We start from the raw sequence: 20,273 nt of genomic DNA, 5'->3' as shown, positions 1-20,273 counted from the left end.
GGAGGCCCGCCATGTTCCAACGAATCCGCGATCTGGTCGCCGATGTCTGCCGCTACGAAGAAACGGCCCCCATCAACAGTGCCTGTATGCGCTGCATCCTGCTCTGGTCTGCGGTGGTGCTGGTGATGCTGAACCTGAGCTACAACAGCTTTGACCGCCCCATCGTCTTTGTCTCCACCTTGTTCATCTGCCTGACGCTGTTCGGGGTATCGCTGCTGCTCTCCCATGTGCGGCACCCGAAGCGCACCGTCCTTGCGGGGGCCGTTCTCATCGTTCTGATGAGTCTGTGCAGCTTTGTCTCGAACGAAAACGACGGCTTCCAGACCCTGTGGCTCTTCCTGCTGCCCGCCATCCTGCTCATCCAGCTGGGCCTGAAGCAGGCGGTGCCGATCTGCTCGGCCTATGGGCTGTGCGCCATGGTACTGCTCTGGGGCTCCCCGGAGCGGCTGGCCAACGCCTACCCCAGGGATTACCGCATCTACTACCCGGTCTTCTACTGGGAGTTCCTGCTGGCCATGGTGGTGGCCGACCTGTTTTATAAATCCTACCGCATCCGCCGGGAGCAGACCGAGCAGGAGATGGAGGCCGAAGTGCAGGCCACCATGGGCAAGGCACAAAAGCTGATCCTCAGCTCGGTGGCCGCCATCAACCAGATGATCGACGAGAAGGACCACTACACCTCCGAACACTCCCGCCGGGTGGCGCAGTATTCCCGCATCATTGCAAAGCATCTGGACCCCACTCTCTCCGAAGAGGAGTTGGAGCGGCTTTACCGGAGTGCCCTGCTCCACGACATCGGCAAGATCGCCGTGCCGGATGCCATCCTCAACAAATCCAGCCGCCTGACGGATGCGGAGATCGATGTGATGCGGCAGCATACCCTGTGGGGCAAAAAAATACTGGCCGGGCTGGAATTTCTGCCCCAGGCCGACCTGGGGGCCAGCTACCACCACGAGCGGTACGACGGCACCGGCTACCCCGCCGGGCTGATGGGCGAAGATCTGCCCCGCATGGTGTGGGTCATCGCCGCAGCCGACGCACTGGACGCCATGAGCTCCAATCGCTGCTACCGCAAGCGCTGCGACCTCGACTACATCCTCTCTGAATTTGAGCGGGGCCGCGGCACCCAGTTTTCGCCCGAAGTTGCCGATGCGGTCATCGACCTGCTGAAGACCGGCGGCATCCCGCTGGCCTGACCCCCGGAGGAACTGCCTATGAAACGCTCGTTTTTTCCCTTTTTCTCCAGACCATCCGCATCCACTACCAGGACCCGGAGCTGGCATTCTATACCAAAGGGGTCTTAGGGCTGCTCTGGCTGGTGCAGCTGCCGGTGGCGCTGTGGTATGGAGCCCCAGCCCAGTTCTACGCCCTGCTTGGAGCCATGCTGCTGGCCATCGGCGTCGATCTGGTACCTTTCCCCGCCAACACAGCCGCGCGGACGATTACGTCACCTCTGCCGTGATGCTCGTCTGCTGTTTTGTGCTATTCTGGAAGGCTTCCATCGGGTATTTCAGCGTCTTTTTCCTGCTCATCTACCTGTTCTGCAATGTGTTCATCCTGGGCATCGCGGGCAGTGCTCCCTTCAGTCTGCTGGGGCTGACGGGCGTCATGCTCTGCCTGCGGGGCGTCCTTGTGGCAGACCCCGCCGCCCGCTATGGGGCGGATTTTGTGCCCCGCCTGCCCTTCCTGTTCCTCTGCATTCTGGGCATCGCCTACATCATCACCTTCTTCATCCAGCGCTACTGGGTGGAAAAGCTGCAGCAGCACGTCACTCTGCAGGCGCGCATCGACGCTGAGCGAGCCAGGCTCTCGGAGATGTCGCTCAAGGTCATCACGGCCATGTACAGTGCCCTCAGCTCCAAAGTGCCGGAAGTGGACCTGCACTGCGAACAGGTGGCCGCGCTGACGCAGGAGCTTGCCCGCCGGATGGGGCTGGACGAAACGGCCTGCCGGGATGGCTACTATGCGGGCCTGCTGCATGAGGTGGGAGCCGTCGGCCTGCCGGACGCTGTGCTGCAGAACCGGCAGCTGACCGAGGAGCAGTTCCAGCTTTACCAGACCTATGTAGAGCGGGGCTATGCCATCATTTTGCAGCTTCAGATCGTAGACCGGGTAGCCGAGACGGTACGCTTCCACCGGGAGTGGTACGACGGTACCGGCTACTGCACCGGCCTGCGGGGCGAGGAGATCCCCCTGCTGGCCCGCATCCTTGCCGTGGCGGACTTCACCGACCGCCACCGCCGCTGGGACGAGACGGACGCCGAGATTGCCGCGGCCCTCACCGCCCGCGCCGGGACGGAGTTCGACCCGGTGTGTGTCGAAGCAATGAAAACGCTGCTGCAATGAAACGAACCCCCTCTTCCGCCGAAAACGCAGAAGAGGGGGTTCCTGTTTTGTTCAGATTCTCTGCCGGGCAGGGGCGGCGGTCACTGGCTCAGCTGCTCTTTGTGGTACTGCAGCATATAGAGCTGATAGTACCGGCCGTGGTTGGCCAGAAGCTGCTGATGGGTGCCCTGCTCCAGAATCTTGCCGTGGGAGAGGACGATGATGTTGTCCGCATGCTGGATGGTGGACAGACGGTGTGCCACGATGAGCATGGTGCCGACGGTGCGCATCTTTTCCAGCGAGTCCTGGATGAGCAGCTCGGTCTCGGTGTCGATGTTGGCGGTGGCCTCGTCCAGGATCATCACGCTGGGCTTGTGGATGATGGTGCGGGCAAAGCTGAGCAGCTGGCGCTGACCGGCCGAGAAGTTGTTGCCGCGCTCGCGGACTTCCTCGTCCAGGCCGTGGTCGAGCTTTGCGATGAACTTGTCGGCGTTGACGTAGCGGCAGACCTCCAGGATCTCGTCGTCCGAAATGCCCTCTTCCCGCAGGACGATGTTGCTGCGGATGGTGCCGGAGAAGAGGAACACATCTTGCAGCATCTGGCCGAAGTGGCGGCGCAGCGAGGAAATTTTGATTTTCCGGATGTCGATGCCGTCGATCAAAATCTCACCCTTCTGGAACTCGTAGTTGCGGCAGATGAGGGACAGGATCGTGCTCTTGCCGGAGCCGGTGGAGCCGACGAAGGCGACGGTCTCGCGGGGGTCAACGTGGAAGGAGACGCCCTGCAGCACCCACTCGCCGGGGACATAACTGAACCAGACGTCGCGGAACTCGATCTCGCCCTTCACCTCGTCCAGCTCGATGGCATCGGGGGCATCCACCATCTTCGGTTGCAGGTCCATGATGGAGAAGACCTTCTCCGACGAGGCCAGCGCCGATTGCAGCCAGTTGAACTGCTCGGCCAGATTCTGGATGGGGGTAAAGAACTTGGAGATGTACATATAAAAGGTAACGACCGTGCCGCTGGAAAGGGTCTGGCCCAGAAAGCTGACGTTGTTCAGGTAGCCCATGCCGCCCAGATAGAACAGGCAGAGGATGGAGCTGATGTAGAGCATATACACCAGCGGACGGAACACACTGAACACGAAGATCTGCTCCTGATTGGCCCGGGCCAGATTCTGGCTCTTTTTGCGGAAGTCCGCCATCTTCTCGTCCTCGCGGCCAAAGATCTGGGTGACCTTGATGCCGGACAGGTTCTCAGAAAGATAAGTGTTGATATCGGTGGTCGCGTTCTTGAGCTTGCGGTTGGCCCGGCGGGAGAACTTGCGGAAGATGACCGTGAAGAGCACGATGAAGGGCACAAAGCAGAGCACCATCAGGGTCAGCTCGTAGTTCAGGCAGATCATCGCGATGAGGATGCCCAGGATGACGAAGCAGTTCTTGGTCAGCTGCACCAGCAGGTTGGTGAACATCATCGAGATGGCGTTGGTGTCGTTGGTCACACGGGTGACCAGCTTGCCCACGGGGATCTCGTTCAGCTGCTCATGGGAGAGGGACTCGATGTGGGTGAAGAGGTCCTCGCGCAGGTCGGAAATGATGCGCTGGCCCACCCGCTGCAAGATCACGGCCTGCAAATAGGTGCTGGCCATGGAAAAAACCAGCACACCCGCATACACGGCCACCCCCGCAAAGAGAGCGTTCAGCTCAAACTCGCCGACGACCATCTCTTCGATGGAGCCGACGATAAGGGGCGAAACGATGTCGTAGGCGATGGAGAAGAGCATCAGAAAGCCCACGAGGACGAACCGGCCCAGATAGGGCCGGGCATACCCGGCGAGACGGCGCAGGATCTCACCGTCGTCCATGTTGCGCTCGAAGCCCACGGAGGTCTTCTTATCCTTCACGCCGACATAGGCAGCGATGAGCAGCGCGGTGATGACGCCGATGACCGCGCCCACCAGCAGAAGCGGATTCAGGTTGCTCATGCCTCGTCACCTCCCGTTTCGTCTTCCAGCCGCTGCAGATCGACCATGCGGCGGTATTCCCCGCAGGAGGCATAGAGTGCGTCGTGGGGGCCAACGGCCTCGACGCAGCCGTCTTCGAGGAAGATGATCTTATCCAGCCGCTCCACCGTGGAAATGCGGTGGGCAATGAGCAGGGTGGTCTTCCCTGCCCGGCTGGCCTTCAGGTTGTCCAGAATGATCTTCTCCGTCCGGGTATCCACCGCCGAGACGGAGTCGTCCAGAATGAGGATGGGCGCATCCTTCAGCAGGGCGCGCGCAATGGAGATGCGCTGCTTCTGCCCGCCGGAAACGGTGACGCCGCGTTCGCCGAGGACGGTCTCGTAGCCGTCCTTGAAGTCCACGATGTTGTCCCGCACATCGGCCAGGCTGGCGGCCCGCTCGATGTCCTCCTGGGTGGCATCATCCACGCCGAATGCGATGTTGTGGGCGATGGTGTCTGAGAAGAGGAAGTTCTCCTGCGGCACATAGGCGCAGGCATTGCGCACCGAGTGGATGGACACGCGGTTCACATCCTGCCCGTCCACGAAGAGGGTGCCGTCCGGCACATTGTAGGTGCGGAGCAGCAGGTCCACCAGCGCGGTCTTGCCCGCACCGGTCTTGCCCACGATGCCCACGCTCTCGCCGGGTTCAATTTTGAAGGAAATGTTCTTGAGCACGTCGAACTCACCGTCCGGGTAGCGGAAGGTCAGGTCCCGGAACTCGATGGCGCCCTTCGGGTCCTTCAGGTCGGGCACACCGGGGCGGTCGGCCACGTCGATGGGGGCATCCAGCAGCTCGGTGATCCGGTTGAGGGACGCCTTGCCGCGGGAGGTCTTCTCGATGAGCATGGACACGGCCATGATGGGCCAGACGATGGCTTCGAAGTAGCCGATGTACTCCACGAGCTGGCCTGCATTGAACCGGCCGCAGTAGACCAGATAGCCGCCGTAGCCCAGGATGATGCAGATGACCGACTCAACGAAGAGGGTCACGAGGACTTCCAGCAGGGTGGCGATCTTGGTGTAGGTGACGTTGATCTCCTCGTTCTCCTTGTTCAGCTTCCGGAAGGCCAGCAGCTCTTTCAGCTCCTTAACGAAGGCCTTGATGACTGCGATGCCGGAGAAGTTCTCCTGTGCAAAGTCGGAAAGATCCGAGAAAGCCTGCTGGCGTTCCTCCCAGCGCCGGGTCATCACCCGGCTCATCAGCGTACCGATGAGGAACATCATGAGGGCCGGGATGAGGGCGAGCATCGTCAGCCGGACGTCCATCCGCCACATCTTATACAGAGCCAGCAGGCCCAGCGTCAGTGCGTCGAAGAACATCAGCACACCGTCGCCGAAGCACTCCTGGATGGTGTCGAGGTCGTTGGTGTACAGGCTCATCAGGTTGCCGACCTTATTCACCTGATAATACTGCTGCGAGAGCTTGCGGCTGTGGTCGAACATCCGCTCGCGCAGGTCTGCCGTGACCCGCACGGCCGAGCCGAAGAAGCAGACGCGCCACAAAAAGCGCCCGATGACCATCAGGACCACGATCCAGATCATGGGCCGGCAGATGTGCTGCAGCAGCACCTCTTTGGTGAAAGCCAGCGTCTCGCCGCCCACTACCACCTGCCCCAGGTTCATGCCGTTGATGACCAGGCGGTACAGCTGCGGGATGAGCAGCTGGATGTAGTCCACCGTCAGCAGCGCCGCAAGCCCCAGCAGCAGCGCCGGGGCGTACCTGAGGTAGTAGCGGTTGATATACTTGCCAAAGATCATAGGTGCAGTTTTCCCTCCTGTTCCGATTCCGAACCAATTTTGAACGACTGTGCGAAAAAAGCCACCGCATCGCATTGGATGCAGTGGCTTCTCGTCTGGAGCGGCCGACGAGGCTCGAACTCGCTACCTCCACCTTGGCAAGGTGGCGCTCTACCAGATGAGCTACGGCCGCAGATGCGGCACACTTGCGTGTGCCGGTTTTTGGTGCCTCCGATCGGAATCGAACCAATGACACGGGGATTTTCAGTCCCCTGCTCTACCGACTGAGCTACAGAGGCATAAAAGCGACCCGGATCGGGCTCGAACCGACGACCCCCAGCGTGACAGGCTGGTGCTCTAACCAACTGAGCTACCGGGCCAAATGGTGGAAGTTAACGGGCTCGAACCGCTGACCCTCTGCTTGTAAGGCAGATGCTCTCCCAGCTGAGCTAAACTTCCACAAAATGGAGCGGCCGACGAGGCTCGAACTCGCTACCTCCACCTTGGCAAGGTGGCGCTCTACCAGATGAGCTACGGCCGCACATTCCATGTGTCGTGCCGGGGTTTCGTTCCCGGCGACGTTGGTTATTATACCGCATGGCGGGGGCTTTGTCAACCATAAATTTTCAAAAAAGCTCAATTTTTGCAAAAACAGCCCATCAGCGCGAAAAATTTTTTCACGATGGCTGCGCGGGGGCCGGGGCTTTGCCCGTTCTTCACCTGTGCCGGGGCAGACACAAGCAAAATTCAATTGCATTCCCTTATAAAAGAGTTTATAATAGAGTTGTCAAATGCTGCATGTTTCTGCGTCTGCACCGCCGTGCGGGTGGGCAGGCGTATTTTCATGCCGAGATTCTGCCAGAAAAAGGAGCAAACACAATGTATAAGATCACTGAAAAAGTCGCGCTGAATCCCACCGTGACGAAGATGGTCATTGAAGCCCCGCTGATCGCCAAAAAGGCAAAGCCGGGCCAGTTTATCATTGTGCGCCCGTTTGAGGACAGCGAGCGCATCCCCCTGACCGTGGCCGGTTACGACCGCGAAAAGGGCACTGTGGATATCATTTTCCAGATCGTGGGCGGTACCACGATGGAGCTGAACAGCCTGCAGGTGGGCCAGAGTGTCCACGACTTTGTAGGCCCGCTGGGCCGCGCCACCGAGGTGGAAGGCCTGAAGAAGGTATGTGTCGTGGGCGGCGGCGTAGGCTGCGCCATCGCTCTGCCCATTGCCCGTGAGCTGCACGAGCAGGGCTGTGTGGTGCACAGCGTGGTGGGCTTCCGCAATAAGGACCTGCTGATCCTTGAGGACGAGTTCAAAGCCTGCAGCGACGAGCTGCGCATTATGACCGACGACGGCAGCTATGGCACCAAGGGTGTTGTTACCGCTGCACTGGACGAGCTGGTGGCCGCCGGCAACCAGTACGATCTGGTCATCACCATCGGCCCGCTGATCATGATGAAGTTCGTGGTCAAGACCTGCCAGAAGCATGGCCTGAAGAGCATCGTTTCCATGAACCCCATCATGATCGACGGCACCGGCATGTGCGGCGGCTGCCGCCTGACCGTTGGCGGCGAGACCAAGTTCGCCTGCGTGGACGGCCCCGACTTTGACGGCGATCTGGTGGATTTTGATGAGGCAATGGCCCGCGGCACCATGTACCGCCCGTTTGAGGCACACGCCCGTGAAGCGGCATGCAATCTGCTCAATCAGGAGGTAAAATAAGATGGCTTTCAATATGGACCCGAAGAAGTGCCCCATGCCCACGCAGGACCCCAATGTGCGCAACAAGAACTTTAAGGAAGTTGCACTTGGCTACACCGAAGAAATGGCCGTGAACGAAGCAAAGCGCTGCGTGCACTGCAAGAACAAACCCTGCCAGACCGGCTGCCCTGTGGGCATCGATATCCCCGAGTTCATCGGCCATGTGGCCGAGGGCGACTTTGAAGCCGCTTATCAGGTGATCAACCGTTCCTCTTCCCTGCCCGCTGTCTGCGGCCGTGTATGCCCGCAGGAGAGCCAGTGCGAGGGCAAGTGCACCCGCGGCATCAAGAACGAGCCAGTGGGCATCGGCCGCCTGGAGCGCTTTGTTGCCGACTGGCACCGTGAGAATGTGCACACCGCCCCCATCGTGCCCGAATGGAACGGCCACAAGGTGGCCATCATCGGCGCAGGCCCTGCCGGCCTGACCGCCGCAGGCGATCTGGCAAAGCTTGGCTACAAGGTCACCGTTTACGAGGCCCTGCATGTGGCCGGCGGCGTGCTGATGTACGGCATCCCTGAGTTCCGTCTGCCCAAGGCCATCGTGCAGCAGGAGATCGACGGCCTGAAGAAGATGGGCGTTGATTTTGAGTGCAATATGGTCATTGGCAAGGTGCTCACCATCGACGAGCTGATGGACGAGTACGGCTACGAGGCCGTGTTCGTAGGCTCCGGTGCCGGTCTGCCCCGCTTCATGGGCATCCCCGGCGAGAGCCTGAAGGGCGTCTACTCTGCCAACGAGTTCCTGACCCGCTCCAACCTGATGAAGGCTTATCTGCCCACCAGCAAGACCCCCATCCGCACCGGCAAAAAGGTCGCCGTTGTGGGCGGCGGCAACGTGGCTATGGACGCTGCCCGCAGCGCCTTGCGTCTGGGTGCCGAGACCGTGTACATCGTCTACCGCCGCGGCATGGCTGAGCTGCCCGCCCGTAAGGAAGAGGTGGAGCACGCCGAGGAAGAGGGCATCATCTTCAAGACCCTGTGCAACCCTGTGGAGATCCACGCCAACGACGAGGGCTTTGTCAAGTCCATCACCTGCATTGAGATGGAGCTGGGCGAGCCGGATGCTTCCGGCCGCCGCCGCCCCATCGAAAAGAAGGGCAGCGAGTTCGAGCTGGACGTGGACACGGTCATTATGAGTCTGGGCACCAGCCCCAACCCGCTGATCCGCTCCACCACCCCGGGTCTGGAAACCAACAAGCACGGCTGCATCGTTACCGACGGCGACGACGGCAAGACCAGCCGCGATGGTGTGTACGCCGGCGGCGATGCCGTGACCGGCGCAGCCACCGTCATCAAGGCCATGGGCGCAGGCAAGGCTGCTGCAAAGGCCATTGACGAGTACATTCAGAATAAGTAAACCGGTCCTATAAAAAGCGGAGGTGCTGCGATGCAGCACCTCTGTTTTTATTCAGAACAAGTTGTGTTCCAGACAGTACCAGTAGACGCCGTCCTCTTTTACGTCACGGCAGGTATCTGCGGCAACGGCTTTCAGCCGGTCGGAGGCGTTGGCCATGGCGACACCGGTGCCGACGGCCCCGAACATCTCAATGTCGTTGTTGCCGTCGCCAAACGCCATGCTGTCGGCCTTGTCGATGCCGTAAAATTCCAGCACCTTTTCCACCGCGATGCCCTTGCCGCCGTTGGCCGGGATGATGTCCACTGCGCGGTCCCACCAGGCGGCGATCTTGGCATGGGTGACGTCTTTCAGGATGGCGAGATACTCTTCCTCCCGGCCGCCCATCAGCACCTGAAACACTTCGCCCTGTGCCACTTCGTCAAAGTCGTCGGCCACGACCAGCTTCACGCCACCGATGGCAAAATATTCTTCGAGGTCTGGTTCGGTGCCGTTGGCCACCAGACGCCTGTCCGTGGCCAGTGCAAGGGGCCGCCCCAGTGCAGCCGCGTTCCGGCGAAGGGTCGCAATGTCCCCCTTCGGGATGAGGTTCTTGAAAATATCGCGCTCCTGCGTAAAACAGTACGAGCCGTTGTAGGTCAGGAGCGCATCAAAGGTCACCCCTTCGAACTTCGGCACCTCCATGGGGGCACGGCCTGTGGCGATGCAGATCCGGATGCCGTTCTGCCGCAGTTTTTGCAGAGCTTCCACCGTTCTGGGGCGGATGCTCTCTTTCAGGGGCACCAGAGTGCCGTCAATGTCAAAAAAGATGATCTTGGGCTTCATCGTATCGCTCCTCTTTTTGCACAGATGTAGATATAGAACACCTTTATTATACCACACGCAACTCAACTGCCAAAGATTCTTTTTCCTTCAGATCCAGAAACCACAATTCCGTCAAAATCCGTCACAAGCAAGCAGCCACTTTGCGCATTTTGCGTGAAGAACGGCTCCATTTTTCTGCAAAATCGTTTCATGTATCCCACTTCTTGTGCGAGATGCTCAAATTTTTCCGTTTATTTTTGTTGATTCTTTTTGGCATTTCGTGATTGATTTTGACGTATTTTTTGCTATAATAGGGGCAGAGAAACGCAGAAAGCTTCAAATAAAATCACAATCCACCAAAAGGAGTGAAGATTCCCATGTTGGCAGAAGAACGCTTCGCCCTCATCCTGGATCTGCTGGCCCGCCAGCGGACGGCCACGGTGCAGGAACTGTGCGAGGCGCTGAACACCAGCGAATCCACCATCCGGCGCGACCTGACCGAACTGGACCGGCTGGGCAAGCTGAACAAGGTGCACGGCGGTGCCACCCTGCCGGACAGCCCCTTCCGCACCGACGAACCCACCATGGCCGCCAAAGAAGAGCTGGCTGTGGAGCAGAAGCACAGCATCGCGCGGGCCGCTGCGGCCCTGATCGAGCCGGAGGATTTCATCTTTCTGGATGCCGGTTCCACTACACTGGCGGTGGCGCGGGCGCTGACCGGCCCGGCCCTGCATGCCTGCTATGTGACCAACGGCGTGGCCCATGCCCGGGCACTGGCCCGAAAGGGCTGCCGGGTGTATCTGCCCGGAGGACTGCTGCGGCCCCAGACCGAGGCCATCATCGGGGCGGCGGCGCTCAGCGCCATCCAGCAGTACAACTTCACCAAGGCGTTCATGGGTGCCAACGGTGTGGCGCTGGATGCCGGTTTTACCACGCCGGACCCCGAGGAAGCCGCTGTGAAGGCGGCTGCCATCCACCGGGCGCGGGAGGCCTGGTTCCTCGTGGATGACTCGAAGTTCACCAAGGTCTACCCCGCCGTCATCACCGACCTGCAGGGCGGTGCCATTCTCACCAACCGCTGCCCCAACCCCAAATACAAACAATTCACGCTGGTAAAGGAGACGGAAGTATGATTTATACCGTAACATTCAACCCGGCCATTGACTATGTCGTCCGCCTGGACAAGGCTCTGGAAGTAGGCGAGGTGAACCGCGCCAAAGGCGAGGACTGCGTGCTGGGCGGCAAGGGCATCAATGTGTCCGGTGTGCTGGCACAGCTGGGCTGCGAGAGCGTGGCGCTGGGCTTTGTGGCCGGTGAGACCGGCGCATGGCTGGAACGCGGTCTGGCCGCGCAGGGCCTGCGCACCGACTTCATTCATCTGGAACAGGGCATGACCCGCATCAATGTCAAAATCAAGGCAGGGCAGGAGACCGAGCTGAACGGCGCGGGCCCCGCCATCCCGGCTTCGGCCCTGCACGCGCTGGAAGAAAAGCTCGATGCGCTGACCGAAAGCGATGTGCTTATCCTCGCAGGCAGCATTCCGTCCAGTATGCCGCAGGATACCTACGAGCGGCTGCTGGCCCGACTGCAGGGCAGGGGCGTGCGTGCTGTGGTGGATGCCACCCGCGACCTGCTGGTGAACGTGCTGCAGTACCACCCTTTCCTCATCAAGCCCAATAACCACGAGCTGGGCGAGATCGTGGGCAGAGTCCTGACCGGCGACGAGGAGATCACCGCCGCCGCCCGCGCCCTGCAAACGCAGGGTGCCCGGAACGTTCTGGTGAGTATGGCGGGCGATGGTGCTTTGCTGGTGGACGAGACCGGTGCCGTGCACCGCATCGGCTGCCCCAAGGGCAAGGTCGTAAACAGCGTGGGCGCAGGCGACAGCATGGTGGCCGGCTTTGTGGCCGGATATTTGCAGACCGGCCGCTATGACGACGCCCTCCGTCTGGGCACCGCCTGCGGCAGTGCCACCGCATTCAGTCTGGGTCTTGCCAAAAAATCGGAGATCGACGCACTGCTCGCAGCGCTCTGAGCTGTGACGCTTTGAACGAAGGAAAGGAGAATCCCCTATGCGTATCACCTCGCTTTTCTCCCTGAATGCCATTGCGCTGGATGTTGCAGCATCCAATCAGGATGAGATCATCGACAAGGTCGTGGAGCTGCAGTCCACCCACAACAACATCCTGGATAAAGAGGCCTATAAAAAGGCACTCTACGCCCGCGAAGAAGAAGGCTCCACCTATGTGGACAACGGCATCACGGTGCCCCACGCCAAGGCCAATGTAGTCACCCGGCCCAGTCTGGCGGCGCTGCGGCTGAGCAGCCCTGTGCAGTACAATGCCGAGGACGACGGTACCACCGACCTGCTGTTTGCCATTGCGGCTCCGGAAAACGGCAGCCTGCATGTGGACATGCTGGCCCGTATGATGCAGATGCTGATGAACGAGGAGTTCGTGGAGCAGCTGCGCACTGCCAAAACGCCGCAGGCATTTTTGGACGCCATCGACAAGCAGGAGGAAGCACAGTTCGGCAACGAAAGCTTCACCGACCAGTCCATCCCGCAGGACGGCTTCCGAGTGCTGGCTGTAACGGCCTGCCCCAACGGCATCGCCCACACCTATATGGCAGCGGAAGCCCTGACCAAGGCGGGCACCAAGCTGGAGCTGCCCGTGAAGGTCGAGACCAACGGTTCCGACGGTGCCAAGAACATCCTGACCCGCGAGGAGATCGCGGCCTGCGACGGCATCATCGTGGCAGCAGAAAAGAAGGTGGAGACCGCCCGCTTCGACGGCAAGCCGGTGCTGTTCACCCGGGTGGACGATGGCATCCACAAGCCGGAGGAGCTCATCAAGAAGATCGTGCACGGCGAGGTGCCCATCTACCACAGCAAGGACAAGGCCGCGGGCGATGCGCCCGGTGCCTCCGACAGCGCGGCTCACACCGTGTACAAGAACCTGATGAACGGTGTCTCCCACATGCTGCCCTTCGTGGTGGGCGGCGGCATCATGATCGCACTGGCGTTCCTGCTGGACGATTACACCATCGATCCCTCCAACTTTGGCATGAACACCCCGGTCGCTGCCTTCTTTAAGACGGTGGGCAGCGCAGCCTTCGGTTACATGCTGCCTATCCTGTCTGCCTTCATTGCCATGTCCATCGCGGACCGTCCGGGTCTGGCGGTCGGTTTTGTGGGCGGTGTGCTGGCCATGAACGGCACCAACTTTGCAGGCATTGCAGCGGGTGAGACCACCGGTGTTTCCGGCGGCTTCCTTGCTGCACTGCTGGCCGGTTTCGTGGCCGGTTATGTGGTCGAGTTCCTGAAAAAGATCACCGAAAAGCTGCCTGCCAGCCTGAATGGCATCCGTCCCATGCTCATCTACCCGCTGGGCGGTATGCTCATCCTCGGCGCGGTGATGTGCGGCATCAACCCGGTCATGGGCATGATCAACACTGCCATGACCGATTGCCTGAACGCCATGGGCGGCACCTCCAAGGTGCTGCTGGGTGCCATCGTGGCCGGTATGATGAGCATTGATATGGGCGGCCCGTTCAACAAAGCAGCTTACGTCTTTGGCACGGCAGCCCTTGCCTCCGGCAACTATGAGGTGATGGCCGCTGTCATGGTGGGCGGCATGGTCCCTCCCATCGCCATCGCCCTGTCCACCACCTTCTGCCCCAAGAAGTGGACTGCCGACGAGCGCCGCAACGGTATCGTGAACTACGTCATGGGCCTGTGCTTCGTCACCGAGGGTGCGATCCCTTATGCAGCAGCAGATCCGCTGCGCGTCCTGCCCAGCTGCGTGGCCGGTGCAGCGGTGGCCGGTGCGCTCTCCATGACCTTCGGCTGCGCTCTGCGTGCACCGCACGGCGGCATCTTCGTGTTCCCAGTCGTGGACCACGCCCTGATGTATGTGGTGGCACTGGCCGCTGGCAGCATCGTGGGTGCTGTGATCCTGAGCCTGCTCAAGAAGACCCGCACCGAGTAACTCCCTTCCGGTTTTATTGAATCCATAAGCAAAACGGCTGGCCCTCCGTACTCCAGGAGGGCCAGCCGTTTTTACGTTTTATTGCACTGCCTGCTTCAGGCGTTCGAGGTCTCCGGCATCCGGATGGGCCAATGCACGGTCAAAGTTTTCGATCAGCATGTCCAGATTGGAGGCCGGGTTCGGCTGCTGCTTCATCGCTTCGTACCGCTGCCGCACCGACTGGGGCATCCGGCCCTGACACATATAGGTTCCCACAACGGTATTGCTGGGGTCCAGCTCCGCCTGCACGGCGTTCAGGATCGTTGCAAAATACTCCGCGCTGCCGCCGAAGCCTGCTGTGCCGAACAGAAAGACCTTTTTGCCGCGCAGCGTTTTCAAAAAGGCGTTGCAGCCTGCATCTGCATGGCCCCGGTCGGTCCAGAAGCCCACATACAGGGTGTCGGCCTCCGCTGCGGCTTCTGCCGGTGTGCCGAAGTAGCGGCAGCCTTCCTGCGGCAGCGTTTCCCGAAGGGTCTCTGCCAGCTGCTTTGTGTTGCCGGTCTGGCTGCTGTAGACGATCGCGTAGCTCATACGATTCTCCTTTTTCATCGGTGTGTGTTTATTTTTCTTCCCGCCGTGCGTCGTAGATGCAGCGGGTGCCCTGGTGCGCCATCAGGCCGCCGAGGCACTTTTTGTTGCAGCGGACGCAGCGGTGGATCGTTTTTGCCTGCCCCTTTTGCAGTTTGTTCACCCACTCCGGGTCGGCCAGAAGCTGGCGGCTCATGGCGGCGCACTGGATACGCCCGGAGGCAAGCTGCTGCTCCACGAAATCGGGGTCGTTCAGGCCGCCCACGCCGCAGAGGGGCAGGCGGGTGTACTGCCGCACGGCATCGCAGAACTTGAGGAAGCAGCCCGGCTGGCCGAAGGCAGGGTGGCTGGCGGGCGGGATGGTGTTTTCCAGTGCCGAGTGGTTGGCCAGCGTGACATGGAAGCTGGTCACGCCCGCCTGTTCCAGTAGCGGCACAAAGACGGGCAGTTCTTCCACCAGAACGCCTGCGTTGCCGTAGTGGGGGTCTTCCTGCCGGACGGCCAGCTTGTAGTCAATGGGAAATTCCGGCACGGCAGCGTGGACGGCCTTGACCGCTTCCACGGCAAAGCGGGCGCGGTTCTCGGCGCTGCCGCCGTATTCATCGGTGCGGTGATTGAAAATGGACGAGCTGAAGCTGCCGCACATCCGGTCGCCGTGCACCTGCACCATGTCGAACCCGGCCTGTTTTGCCAGCACCGCCGCCTTGCCGAAGCCTGCGAGGATGGCCTCGATCTTCCGCTTCGGCATTTTGGTGATGTAAGGCTCCACTTCGGCGTTCAGCTTTTCGCGCAGCTGGTCCGGGGTGAGCTTTTTGGCCAGCACGGCGGGGATGTATTTGAGCATCGCCAGCATGTTGGAGTCGCTCTGGTGCAGCTGGGCGCAGACCTTGCAATCCGCCTTGTGGGCGATCTCCACGATCTGCTGATAAAACGCGAACCCCTTTGCATCGAAGAGGGATTTTTCGAACTTGCTCTTCCCCACCGGCACATCCCCGATGATGAGCATCGCGCAGCCGCCCTCGGCCAGCCGCCGGATCTCGGCAAGGTATTCTTCGTCCGGCAGGCCGAAGGTAGTGGGCGCAAAAATGATGCGGTTCTTCAGCTGCAGGCCCCCATAGTTCACAGGGCTCAGGATGGTCTCGTACATGATCACATGCTTCCTTTCTGTGCTGCTTTTTGCAGCAGATCCAGCAGCTGGCGCTGCTCATCGGCGGTCAGGCCGGTCAGGTTCCGGGCGTCCCAGCCATAAAACACCCGGTGGCAGGCCGCAAAAGCCGTCCGGCCCTTTTCGGTCAGTTCCAGATGGTAGCTGCGGCCGCTCTTTTCTTTGGTGAGAAATCCATCCTCGGCCAGCTTGGTGAGGCTACGCTGGGAGTGGCCCCAGTCCAGATGCAGTCTCTGCGTCAGCTCCGAGGGGGTGCAGCCGGGGTGCTTGCCCACATAGATGATAAAGTACATCATCCCGAAGCTCAGGCCCAGCTCCTGCAGCCGCTGGGTGGTGTAGGCGGCAAATCTCCTGTGCAGTGTCAGAATGCAGGAGGATACCGTAGCCGGTTCCATGTAATCCGCTCCTTTCGTTCTCAACGGCCTGAGTATAGCACGTTCACTTGACAAAGTCAAGTATTTTTGCAAAGAAAAAACTCCGCATCTGTACGCGAAGTTTTTTCGGGCTGTTGTCAGGCTTTGTTACGGCGCTCTTCTTCCAGCTCCCGCTTGAGGTCGTCTTTGATCTCGACAAAGCATTCCAGAAGCATGGGGTTGAACGCGCCGCACTCACCGTTCAGGATCATCTCCACCGCCTGTTCGTGCGGGTAGGCTTTTTTATAGCAGCGGTCACTGGTCAGTGCGTCGTACACATCGGCCAGTGCCACCACCTGTGCTGCAATGGGGATCTCGTCGCCCTTGAGCCTGTCTGGGTAGCCGCCGCCGTCCCACCGCTCGTGGTGCCAGCGGGCGATGCTGTAGGCCGTCTGGAGCAGCGGCTCCACGCAGAAGTTGTCCAGCTTGCTCAGCATATCCGCACCGATGGTGGTATGGGTCTTGATAACCTCGAACTCCTCCGGGGTCAGGCGGCCGGGCTTGTTCAGGATCTTTTCGTCGATGGCGATCTTGCCGATGTCGTGCAGGGCCGAGGCCAGCGGGATGTTCTCCTGCATCTCGGAGGTGATGTGGTAGATGTTGGGGCGTTCGAGCAGTTTTGCGAGCACCCGCTCGGTGAGGCGGTGGATGTGCTGGACGTGCAGCCCGCTCTCGCTGTTGCGGAACTCCACCAGCTGGCTCAGCACCCCCACCAGCATGGAGGTGTTCCTCTCCCGCGCGCGGATCTGTTCGGACAGCAGGCTGACCAGCCGCCGCTGCTTGGCATAGAGCTTGATGGTGTTGAACACCCGGCGGTAGACGACGCGGGCGTCGAACGGGCGGGCCACGTAATCCGAAACACCCATTTCATAGGCGCGGCGGACGGAAGCCTCGCTGTCCTCGCCGGAGATCATGATGACCGGCAGATCCTCGATGGCGTGGTTGCGGTTCATGAAGTCCAGCACCTCAAACCCGTTCATCTTGGGCATCATAAGGTCCAGCAGCACCAACGCGATATCGCCCATGTACTGCTGCATCTTTTTCAGGCACTCCTCGCCGTCCGCAGCTTCGAGGATGCGGTAATCCCCGCACAGGATCTCCGACAGGATGGCGCGGTTCATCTCGGAATCGTCCACGATGAGGATCTGCGGCTTTTCCTCCCGGCGGCCCGGCGCATCCTCCTGAAGCATCTCGCCGGAGACGACGACGCAGTTCTTCCGGACCTTGGCCTGATACATCAGCCGGTCGGCCTGCCGGACCACGGCGTCCATGCTGTCGCTTGGCATCTGGATCAGCCCGCCGATGCTGGTCGAAAGCCGCATGTGGCTGTAGCCGGGCACGATGGCGTCATGGATCTTTTCGCAGATCCCCTCCAGTTTGATTTTGAAGTAATCCTCCGGGATGCCAGGCAGGATGAGCAGAAACTCGTCGCCGCCGAAGCGCACCAGCGCATCGGTCTGGCGGATGCAGCCGCGCACGATGGTGGCGGCGGTCTTCAGGGCCATATCGCCCGCGTGGTGGCCGTAGGTATCGTTGTAGACCTTGAAGTCGTCCAGGTCCATCAGCGCCACGCCGATGGGGCCTTTCATGCCGCGGACGATCTCCTCGTAATAGCGGCGGTTGTACATGTCGGTCAGAGGGTCGTGGTACAGCTTGGTATTGTAGCCGGAGAGTGCGCTGAACAGTGCCTCGGTGTCATCGGGTTCGACGATGGTATCGCTTTGCATCCGCTGCAGCAGTTCCAGCACATAGGGAGCTCCGTCCACCTCCATATATTGGGCCGACACCTGCACGATGTCCGGCGAGAAATATTCCAGCTTGGTGCGCTGGTCATGGTTCTCGAACGCACTCTTCACCGCGCAGTGGTGGCAGCGGCGGCTCCTGTGGCGGCAGGCATAGCACAGGTCTTCCGCCTTGGGGTTTGAGCGCACACCCTCTTCGATCCGCTCAATGGCGGCTGCGTCCAGCAGACGCACATCCGTATAGAACTGCTGCAGATCGCTGATGAGCGTCTGCACTTCCTGCATTGTTTTCATCTTCGCCGTTTCCTACGCCTTTCTGCGCACCTCTCCGAATGTTGGAACAGAAAAGGCGCTTTTCTTTCCTATTATAGACGGTATTCAGCCCAAATGGAAGGGATTTTCCAAAACTTTTCTGCAAAACAGAATGCTGCCCCGCCGTTTTGCCAAAATCTGAACTTTTTCGGCACAAATGGTAGCCCTGTGAAACAAAAGGTGTTATAATAATTTTATCTATCACAAGCCATTTGACAGGAAGGGGTCCCCCACATGACGATCGAAGAATGCTACACGGCCATGGGCGCAAATTATCAGGACGTGCTCCGGCGCTTTTATAAACCCGATATGATCCGGCGCTTTGCCCGGATGTTTTTGCAGGACACCAGTTTTCAGCAGCTGACCGATGCCATGGCCCGGCAGGACGTCAAGGATGCGTTTCTTGCGGCGCACACCCTGAAAGGGGTCTGCCTCAACCTCGGCTTCAGCAACCTCATGCCCTCTGCAGTGGCCCTGACGGAGATCCTCCGCGCGGGGAGCTTTGACGGTGCCGCCGAGCAGTATGCCCTTGTAGAGAAGGAATATCACAAGACCATCGAGGCCCTCAACGCCCTCGATTGAGTGCCGGATGGAGCCGCGGGGAGCCGGGGCTCCATTTTCAGACCGGCTCGTTTTGGGGAAGGAGACATCATGCGATCTCGTTTTCGTCCGCTCGTCAGTCTGGTGCTGAGCGCTGCGCTGCTGCTGGGCTGTGTGGGCTGCGGCGGCAGTGCCAAGGCACCCACCACCATCACGGTGTGGAACTATTACAGCGGCGACCTGCTGAGCAGCTTCAACGCTCTGGTGAACCAGTTCAACGCCACCGTCGGCAAAGAGAAGAACATCGTGGTCGAGAGCTTCAATCAGGGCAGCGTGACCGACCTGGAAGCGAGCGTTCTGGCCGCTGCGCAGGGCAAGGTGGGCGCTGCGGCCCTGCCCAACCTCTACTCCGGCTATGCCGACATGGCCTATGACCTCGACCTGCTGGGCGAGGTCGTGGACCTGGCCCCCTATCTGACCGCAAAGGAGAAGGCCGCCTATGTGGACGGTTTTCTGGCCGAGGGCGACCTGATGAACAACGGGGAACTGAAGGTGTTCCCGGTGGCAAAATCCACCGAGCTGCTCTACCTGAACGCCACCGACTGGGCCCCCTTTGCTGCGGCCACCGGTGTGACCTACGACGACCTGGCCACTATGGAAGGCGTCGTGGAGGTGGCCCGCCAATACTACGACTGGACGGATGCCATGACCAGCACCCCCAACGACGGCAAGGCTTTCTTCGGCCGCGATGCGCTGGCCAACTACCTGCTGTGCGGTGCGCAGGAGATGGGCCTGACCATCTTTGATGCCGAGAACGGCGTCATGACCCTGCATTTTGACAAAGACGTCATCCGCAAACTGTGGGATAACTTCTATGTGCCCTACATCAAGGGCTGGTTCGGTGCCAGCGGCAAGTTCCGCAGCGACGACGTGAAGACCGGCAATCTGCTGGCCTACGTCGGCTCGTCGGCCAGCAGCCCCTTCTTCCCCACCCAGGTGATGACCAACGACACCGAGAGCCACGCCATCGAACCGGCCATCCTGCCCTGCCCATCCTTTGCAGGCTGCGCCCCGGTCGCCGCCCAGCAGGGTGCCGGCATGATCGTGGCCAAAGGCACCGACGCCCAGATCCGGGCCTGCGTTGAATTTCTGAAGTGGTTCACCCAGCCGGAAAACAACATCGCGTTCTCCGTGAACTCCGGCTATCTGCCCGTGACCCACGCCGCCGCAAGCCCGGACGCCATTCAGGCCAGCGGACTGGAGCTGGCCGACCTCATCACCCAGGTGCTAGACCTCTCGCTGGATGCCGTGGAGCATGACGCCCTGTACACGACCCACGCCTTCCCGGAGGGTTCCACGGCCCGCTTCACCCTGCAAAATGCCATGACCGATGCGGCGGAGGCCGACCGGGCCATCGTGAAAGAGCGGCTCGCCGCCGGGCAGACGCCCGAAGAAGCCGAAGCCGAGTTTTTGACCGACGAATACTTTGACCAGTGGTACGAATCCACGAAGGCCGCGCTGGAAGCCTACGCCGGCTGACCATCTGCCGCCCCCAACCC

At 60.5% G+C, this 20,273-nt stretch carries 16 protein-coding genes and 5 tRNA genes; 9 read left to right on the top strand and 12 right to left on the bottom strand.

Features of this window, described 5'->3' with window-relative positions:
- Positions 1-11 precede the first annotated feature (11 nt).
- Both ACNQFG_RS09410 and ACNQFG_RS09405 read left to right on the top strand, forming a co-directional pair.
- Positions 12-1,196: an HD-GYP domain-containing protein gene (locus ACNQFG_RS09410; RefSeq protein ID WP_179859500.1), complete on the top strand. Its 1,185-nt coding sequence runs from the start codon at positions 12-14 to the stop codon at positions 1,194-1,196.
- A gap of 265 nt (positions 1,197-1,461) precedes the next feature.
- Positions 1,462-2,346 carry an HD-GYP domain-containing protein gene (locus ACNQFG_RS09405; RefSeq protein ID WP_423404701.1) on the top strand — a complete coding sequence of 295 codons (885 nt, stop codon included), beginning with the start codon at positions 1,462-1,464 and terminating at the stop codon, positions 2,344-2,346.
- 80 nt (positions 2,347-2,426) lie between these two features.
- Here ACNQFG_RS09405 and ACNQFG_RS09400 read toward each other — a convergent pair whose 3' ends face one another.
- From ACNQFG_RS09400 to ACNQFG_RS09370, 7 genes are all read right to left on the bottom strand, one after another.
- On the bottom strand, positions 2,427-4,310 hold the full coding sequence (locus tag ACNQFG_RS09400) for an ABC transporter ATP-binding protein (RefSeq protein WP_423404700.1): 1,884 nt from the start codon (positions 4,308-4,310) through the stop codon (positions 2,427-2,429).
- A complete protein-coding gene (locus ACNQFG_RS09395; RefSeq protein ID WP_423404699.1) occupies positions 4,307-6,088 on the bottom strand; it encodes an ABC transporter ATP-binding protein in 1,782 nt (593 codons plus the stop codon). Before ACNQFG_RS09395 ends, ACNQFG_RS09400 begins: the two co-directional genes overlap by 4 nt.
- Before the next feature lie 96 nt (positions 6,089-6,184).
- Positions 6,185-6,260, bottom strand: a tRNA-Gly gene (locus ACNQFG_RS09390).
- Between the two features lie 30 nt (positions 6,261-6,290).
- A tRNA-Phe gene (locus tag ACNQFG_RS09385) sits at positions 6,291-6,366 on the bottom strand.
- Between the two features lie 7 nt (positions 6,367-6,373).
- Positions 6,374-6,447: transfer RNA gene (locus tag ACNQFG_RS09380), tRNA-Asp, on the bottom strand.
- 3 nt (positions 6,448-6,450) lie between these two features.
- Positions 6,451-6,526 (bottom strand) — tRNA-Val (locus ACNQFG_RS09375).
- A gap of 6 nt (positions 6,527-6,532) precedes the next feature.
- A tRNA-Gly gene (locus tag ACNQFG_RS09370) sits at positions 6,533-6,608 on the bottom strand.
- A 338-nt stretch (positions 6,609-6,946) separates the two neighbouring features.
- On the opposite strand from ACNQFG_RS09370, the gene ACNQFG_RS09365 reads away from it, so the two are divergent.
- Positions 6,947-7,789, top strand: coding sequence for a sulfide/dihydroorotate dehydrogenase-like FAD/NAD-binding protein (locus tag ACNQFG_RS09365; RefSeq protein WP_044954207.1), 843 nt, complete (start codon positions 6,947-6,949; stop codon positions 7,787-7,789).
- Position 7,790: 1 nt separating this feature from the next.
- Positions 7,791-9,185 (top strand): NADPH-dependent glutamate synthase, encoded by a 1,395-nt coding sequence (gene gltA, locus ACNQFG_RS09360; RefSeq protein ID WP_423404698.1) that lies wholly within the window; start codon positions 7,791-7,793, stop codon positions 9,183-9,185.
- 51 nt (positions 9,186-9,236) lie between these two features.
- Here gltA and ACNQFG_RS09355 read toward each other — a convergent pair whose 3' ends face one another.
- Positions 9,237-10,007, bottom strand: coding sequence for an HAD family hydrolase (locus ACNQFG_RS09355; protein ID WP_423404697.1), 771 nt, complete (start codon positions 10,005-10,007; stop codon positions 9,237-9,239).
- Positions 10,008-10,363: 356 nt separating this feature from the next.
- Between ACNQFG_RS09355 and ACNQFG_RS09350 the strand changes: the two genes are divergently transcribed.
- Genes ACNQFG_RS09350 through ACNQFG_RS09340 form a run of 3 tightly spaced genes read left to right on the top strand, consistent with a single transcriptional unit; the run spans position 10,364 to position 13,975 of the window.
- Entirely contained in the window at positions 10,364-11,119 is a 756-nt protein-coding gene (locus tag ACNQFG_RS09350; protein ID WP_423404696.1) for a DeoR/GlpR family DNA-binding transcription regulator, read from the top strand.
- Complete coding sequence (gene pfkB, locus ACNQFG_RS09345; RefSeq protein WP_423404695.1) at positions 11,116-12,021, top strand: 1-phosphofructokinase; 906 nt, start codon at positions 11,116-11,118, stop codon at positions 12,019-12,021. Before ACNQFG_RS09350 ends, pfkB begins: the two co-directional genes overlap by 4 nt.
- 37 nt (positions 12,022-12,058) lie before the next feature.
- Complete coding sequence (locus ACNQFG_RS09340) at positions 12,059-13,975, top strand: PTS fructose transporter subunit IIABC (RefSeq protein ID WP_423404694.1); 1,917 nt, start codon at positions 12,059-12,061, stop codon at positions 13,973-13,975.
- A 78-nt stretch (positions 13,976-14,053) separates the two neighbouring features.
- On the opposite strand, the gene bilS is transcribed toward ACNQFG_RS09340, so the two are convergent.
- From bilS to ACNQFG_RS09320, 4 genes are all read right to left on the bottom strand, one after another.
- Positions 14,054-14,545: a flavodoxin family protein BilS gene (gene bilS / locus ACNQFG_RS09335; protein ID WP_423404693.1), complete on the bottom strand. Its 492-nt coding sequence runs from the start codon at positions 14,543-14,545 to the stop codon at positions 14,054-14,056.
- 28 nt (positions 14,546-14,573) lie between these two features.
- Entirely contained in the window at positions 14,574-15,689 is a 1,116-nt protein-coding gene (bilR, locus tag ACNQFG_RS09330) for a bilirubin reductase (RefSeq protein WP_097792375.1), read from the bottom strand.
- A gap of 2 nt (positions 15,690-15,691) precedes the next feature.
- Entirely contained in the window at positions 15,692-16,102 is a 411-nt protein-coding gene (gene bilQ, locus ACNQFG_RS09325; protein ID WP_097792376.1) for a bilirubin utilization transcriptional regulator BilQ, read from the bottom strand.
- A 116-nt stretch (positions 16,103-16,218) separates the two neighbouring features.
- Positions 16,219-18,156: a diguanylate cyclase gene (locus tag ACNQFG_RS09320; RefSeq protein WP_423404692.1), complete on the bottom strand. Its 1,938-nt coding sequence runs from the start codon at positions 18,154-18,156 to the stop codon at positions 16,219-16,221.
- 252 nt (positions 18,157-18,408) lie between these two features.
- On the opposite strand from ACNQFG_RS09320, the gene ACNQFG_RS09315 reads away from it, so the two are divergent.
- Entirely contained in the window at positions 18,409-18,756 is a 348-nt protein-coding gene (locus tag ACNQFG_RS09315; protein ID WP_097792378.1) for an Hpt domain-containing protein, read from the top strand.
- A gap of 69 nt (positions 18,757-18,825) precedes the next feature.
- Positions 18,826-20,253 carry an extracellular solute-binding protein gene (locus tag ACNQFG_RS09310; protein WP_423404691.1) on the top strand — a complete coding sequence of 476 codons (1,428 nt, stop codon included), beginning with the start codon at positions 18,826-18,828 and terminating at the stop codon, positions 20,251-20,253.
- The last annotated feature ends 20 nt before the right edge of the window (positions 20,254-20,273 follow it).

It is taken from the genome of Faecalibacterium prausnitzii (assembly GCF_049532945.1).
In the GTDB taxonomy this organism is placed as follows: Bacteria; Bacillota; Clostridia; order Oscillospirales; family Ruminococcaceae; genus Faecalibacterium; species Faecalibacterium prausnitzii_N.
This window is presented reverse-complemented; position numbering and strand designations above follow the sequence as displayed.

What these genes read in the sequence shown, in the direction of transcription:
- ACNQFG_RS09410 (WP_179859500.1), top strand. Translation starts at nt 12, where the DNA reads ATGTTCCAACGAATCCGCGATCTGGTCGCCGATGTCTGCCGCTACGAA.
- ACNQFG_RS09405 (WP_423404701.1), top strand. Translation starts at nt 1,462, where the DNA reads ATGCTCGTCTGCTGTTTTGTGCTATTCTGGAAGGCTTCCATCGGGTAT.
- ACNQFG_RS09400 (WP_423404700.1), bottom strand. Translation starts at nt 4,310, where the DNA reads ATGAGCAACCTGAATCCGCTTCTGCTGGTGGGCGCGGTCATCGGCGTC.
- ACNQFG_RS09395 (WP_423404699.1), bottom strand. Translation starts at nt 6,088, where the DNA reads ATGATCTTTGGCAAGTATATCAACCGCTACTACCTCAGGTACGCCCCG.
- ACNQFG_RS09365 (WP_044954207.1), top strand. Translation starts at nt 6,947, where the DNA reads ATGTATAAGATCACTGAAAAAGTCGCGCTGAATCCCACCGTGACGAAG.
- gltA (WP_423404698.1), top strand. Translation starts at nt 7,791, where the DNA reads ATGGCTTTCAATATGGACCCGAAGAAGTGCCCCATGCCCACGCAGGAC.
- ACNQFG_RS09355 (WP_423404697.1), bottom strand. Translation starts at nt 10,007, where the DNA reads ATGAAGCCCAAGATCATCTTTTTTGACATTGACGGCACTCTGGTGCCC.
- ACNQFG_RS09350 (WP_423404696.1), top strand. Translation starts at nt 10,364, where the DNA reads ATGTTGGCAGAAGAACGCTTCGCCCTCATCCTGGATCTGCTGGCCCGC.
- pfkB (WP_423404695.1), top strand. Translation starts at nt 11,116, where the DNA reads ATGATTTATACCGTAACATTCAACCCGGCCATTGACTATGTCGTCCGC.
- ACNQFG_RS09340 (WP_423404694.1), top strand. Translation starts at nt 12,059, where the DNA reads ATGCGTATCACCTCGCTTTTCTCCCTGAATGCCATTGCGCTGGATGTT.
- bilS (WP_423404693.1), bottom strand. Translation starts at nt 14,545, where the DNA reads ATGAGCTACGCGATCGTCTACAGCAGCCAGACCGGCAACACAAAGCAG.
- bilR (WP_097792375.1), bottom strand. Translation starts at nt 15,689, where the DNA reads ATGTACGAGACCATCCTGAGCCCTGTGAACTATGGGGGCCTGCAGCTG.
- bilQ (WP_097792376.1), bottom strand. Translation starts at nt 16,102, where the DNA reads ATGGAACCGGCTACGGTATCCTCCTGCATTCTGACACTGCACAGGAGA.
- ACNQFG_RS09320 (WP_423404692.1), bottom strand. Translation starts at nt 18,156, where the DNA reads ATGAAAACAATGCAGGAAGTGCAGACGCTCATCAGCGATCTGCAGCAG.
- ACNQFG_RS09315 (WP_097792378.1), top strand. Translation starts at nt 18,409, where the DNA reads ATGACGATCGAAGAATGCTACACGGCCATGGGCGCAAATTATCAGGAC.
- ACNQFG_RS09310 (WP_423404691.1), top strand. Translation starts at nt 18,826, where the DNA reads ATGCGATCTCGTTTTCGTCCGCTCGTCAGTCTGGTGCTGAGCGCTGCG.